The sequence below is a fragment of the Thiocapsa sp. genome, assembly GCF_011390875.1.
GTDB lineage: Bacteria > Pseudomonadota > Gammaproteobacteria > Chromatiales > Chromatiaceae > Thiocapsa.
The window spans coordinates 1-3896 of the sequence record NZ_JAABRP010000313.1 but is presented as its reverse complement, the minus strand read 5'-3'; the positions used below and the strand labels follow the sequence as shown (position 1 = coordinate 3896).

Here is a 3896-nt window from a genome sequence, read left to right as displayed (position 1 = left end):
CGGTCGATCTCCTCCGCGCTGGCCCACGCGATGGACCACGCCAGTGCGCGTTCGCGGATCTCGAGATCCAAGGCGTCGCGCCGAGCCGGAGTCAGTTTCTTGGAATCGTCGAGGCCCGAGATCGGGCAGGTCGGATCCAGGATCACCGCCGCGGCACTGACCGGACCGGCAAGCGGCCCCCTCCCCGCCTCGTCGACGCCCGCGACCCATAAAACCGCGTCCGGAGAAATGAATCGCGTTTGCCTCGTTTCCGAATCGTCGAGAATACCCATGGCCTTTTCCTTGACGCGGTTTTTGGTGATTTCCGGGAAAGGATCTACCGGCGTTGCTCATTAAACCGCGCCCGGTGCGGTCTAGTGAAAAAACCAAAAATTTCTTGAATCGCGTCTCCACCGAGGCTGCCTGTATATTCTCGCGTGAATCCAAGGCAAGACTGCACGGACCGAATCGGACGCGATTCAATACGCCACCAAATCGAGGACCGCCTGTGCCGCGCTCGCGGCAGCACCCTTTCGGAGCCAAAGATGGATGCGCCGATACTCGGCCTGGATCTCGGCGACGCGCTCCGCATCATCGAGAAACGCCAGGACGGCCGGCGCCAATAGGTCGGCGCGGCAGCGGCCTTGTATGAACTCGGGCGCCAGCTCCTTCTCGGCCAGAAGATTGGCCATCGCGATATAGGGCACCTTGACCAGACCGAGCTGTTTGACCAGGTGATAGGAGATCGGATGAACGCGGTAGGCGACGACCATGGGGCGTTTGGTCAGCAAGGTCTCGAGCGTTGCCGTTCCCGAGGCCGTCAGCACGACATCGGCTGCGGCGAGGACCTCGCGGCTGCGCCCGTCGACCAAGCTGATCGGGAGATTCGGGGCAACCTGCGCCAAGACCTGAACGAATCGCTCGCGCAGCCGGGCACTGACCAGCGGGACGACGAACTGCAGGTCCGGGCGGGCGGCGAGACAACGCGCGGCGGTCTCGATAAAGGGCCCGGCCAGACGTTGGACCTCGCCCATCCGACTGCCGGGCAGCAGGGCGACGATGGATCCTGACTGCGGCAGACCGAGGGTACGTCGCGCACCGACACGATCGATGTCCAACGGGATCTCGTCGGCGAGCGGATGACCGACATAGCGTGCCGGCACGCCGTGCTCGCGCAGGAAGGCCTCCTCGAACGGGAAGACGCTCAGCATGAGATCCACGGAGCGGCGGATCGACTTGACCCGACCCGGACGCCAAGCCCAGACGGTGGGACTGACCATGTGGACGGTGCGGATCCCTGCGTCGCGCAGTCGGCGCTCGAGCCCTAGATTGAAATCGGGCGCATCCACGCCGATGAAGACGTCCGGGGGAGTCTCGACGAAATAGCGCACCAGCTCGCGTCTGAGCCCGAGAAGCTCGCGAAGCTGGCCGAGGACCTCCATTAGCCCCATCACGGAGAGCCGTTCCATGGCGAAGAGGGTCTCGCAACCCTCCTCCTGCATCCGGGGTCCGGCAACGCCGACGAAGCGAACCTCGGGGACCCGTTTGCGGATCTCACGCGCCAGCGCGGCACCCAAGATATCGCCGGACGCCTCGTTCGCAACGATGCCGATGCGCAACATCAGCGCACGATGCTGCGACTACTGTCGGCGATGAACTCGGCCATGAGTCCGAGCTCCGGGACGTCCACGGACATGCGAGACAGCTCGGCGATCGCCTCGGCCAGCTTCAGATTTCCCATATAGAGTGTGCGATAGGCGCGCTTGATCGCTTGGATGGCGACGTCGGAGAATCCGCGGCGCCGCAGGCCTTCGGCGTTGATTCCCCGGGGCTCGGCCGGGTGCCCACCGACGGTGACGTAGGGAGGGACGTCCTTGCTCAGAACCGAACCCATGGCACAGAAACCGTGGGCGCCGATCCTGCAAAACTGGTGGACGATGGTGAAGCCGCCGAGGATGGCCCAGTCCTGGATCTCGACATGGCCGCCCAGAGAAGCGGCGTTGGCCATGATGACGTTGTCGCCGATGCGACAGTCGTGAGCCACATGCACGTAGGCCATGAAGAGATTGTCGTTGCCGATTCGGGTCACGCTCCTATCTTGGACCGTGCCGCGATGAAGCGTCGTGAACTCGCGGATCTGATTGCGATCCCCGATCTCGAGGCGCGTCGTCTCGCCGCCGTACTTCTTGTCCTGGGGGTCTTCACCGACACTCGCGAATTGAAAGATCCGGTTCTCGCGCCCGATCCGGGTCGGACCCTTGATCACGGCATGGGGGCCTATGCGGCTCCCCGCGCCGATCTCGACATTCGGGCCGATGACGGCGAAGGGGCCGACCTCGACATCGGAATCCAGCGCCGCCCCCGGATCGACCAAGGCGGTCGGGTGAATCAAGCGGTGAAGTCTCGGGCCGTACACATGATCTCGGCGCTGGCCACAAGGCGATCGTCCACGCGCGCCTCGCCGTCGAACTTCCAGATCCCCCGACGCACGGGCCCGAGTTTCACATCCAGAATCAACTGATCGCCCGGCTCGACGGGACGTTTAAAGCGCGCCTTGTCGATTCCGACGAAGTAGTAGAGCTTGTTGCCCACCTCGTCCGGGCGCGAGGCCATTGCCAGCAATCCGGTCGCCTGCGCCAGCGCCTCGATGATCAAGACGCCGGGCATCACCGGACGCACCGGGAAATGGCCGGTAAAAAAGGGTTCGTTGTAGGAGACGTTCTTCAAGGCGATCAGATAGTCGTTCACCTTGTAGTCGATGACCTTGTCGACCAATAGAAAAGGATAGCGGTGCGGCAAGAGGCTCAGCACCTTATGGATGTCCATTGTGCTCACGACGTCCTCCGAGCGATCAAGACGCAAATCAGAATCCGTCGGCGTGGGATGCGATCCCTCCATGTTAGGTAGCCTCCCGCCCAGTTGTTTCGTTCATCGTATCGATACGTATCTCAAGTTGTTTGATGCGTCGCGCCAGCTCGTCCAGATGCCTGAAGCGAGCCACGTTGCGTCGCCAATCCGCGCTCGCCATGGCCGGAATCCCACTACTGTAGGAGCCGGGCTCCGAGACCGATCGGGTCACCATGGCCATCCCCGTAAAGTGGACCCCATCGCCGATCTCCAAATGCCCCGCCATCCCGACGGCGCCCGCGATGGTGCAGTTTCGACCGATTCGGGTCGAGCCGGAGATGCCGGTATTCGCGGCCATCGCCGTATTCTCGCCGATCTCGACGTTGTGGCCGATCTGGATATGGTTGTCCAGCTTCACCCCGTCGCCGATCAGTGTGTCGCCGATCGCACCGCGATCGACCGTCGTGTTGGCACCGATCTCGACATCGTCGCCCAGGATCGCGCGCCCGACCTGCGGCATGCGCACCCACCGATCGCCGTCGCGCGCAAATCCGAAGCCGTCCCGACCGATCACGCTGCCGGGATGAAGCAGAGCGCGCTTGCCGACAAGCGTTCCCGGACAGAGCGTCACGCGCGCCACCAAACGGCTCTCCTCGCCGACTCGAACCGCTTCACCAAGGATGCACCCGGGTCCGAGGAACACGCGCGGACCGACGACCGCGCCGGCCTCGACAACACAGGTCGGACCGACCCATGCTGTCGTATCGACCTGTGCCGTCGGATCGACGACAGCACTTGGATGGATTCCGCCGACAACCGCAGGCTCCGGGTACAGTATCCGAGCCGCATTCGTAAAGGTCAGATAAGGGTTCTCGCTCAGTAGGACCGGCGCCCCACAGGCATCGGCGTCGGCGTAGGAGAGGACCACGCAGCCGGCCCGGGTATGCTCGAGGTGGCGCCTGAAGCGCCCGTCGCCGAGAAACGTCAGATCGGTTGCATCGGCGCTGCTCAGGGGCGCGATCCGGCAGACACGCGCCTCGGGATCGCCCCGCAACGGAACCGCTAAACGA

Annotated in this window: 4 protein-coding genes and 1 pseudogene; all 5 read right to left on the bottom strand. The window is 63.7% G+C overall.

The window, feature by feature from the left end; all coding sequences use genetic code 11:
• Positions 1-272: pseudogene (locus GPT33_RS17645) on the bottom strand (hypothetical protein); the annotation flags it as partial.
• Between the two features lie 186 nt (positions 273-458).
• Positions 459-1601, bottom strand: coding sequence for a lipid-A-disaccharide synthase (lpxB, locus tag GPT33_RS17640; RefSeq protein WP_296811670.1), 1143 nt, complete (start codon positions 1599-1601; stop codon positions 459-461).
• Entirely contained in the window at positions 1601-2371 is a 771-nt protein-coding gene (gene lpxA, locus GPT33_RS17635; RefSeq protein ID WP_296811666.1) for an acyl-ACP--UDP-N-acetylglucosamine O-acyltransferase, read from the bottom strand. Before lpxA ends, lpxB begins: the two co-directional genes overlap by 1 nt.
• On the bottom strand, positions 2368-2877 hold the full coding sequence (gene fabZ, locus GPT33_RS17630) for a 3-hydroxyacyl-ACP dehydratase FabZ (RefSeq protein ID WP_296811663.1): 510 nt from the start codon (positions 2875-2877) through the stop codon (positions 2368-2370). The genes lpxA and fabZ overlap by 4 nt, the downstream gene beginning before the upstream one ends.
• A gap of 1 nt (position 2878) precedes the next feature.
• On the bottom strand, positions 2879-3896 hold a 1018-nt coding region (gene lpxD / locus GPT33_RS17625; protein ID WP_296811661.1), incomplete at its 5' end, for a UDP-3-O-(3-hydroxymyristoyl)glucosamine N-acyltransferase.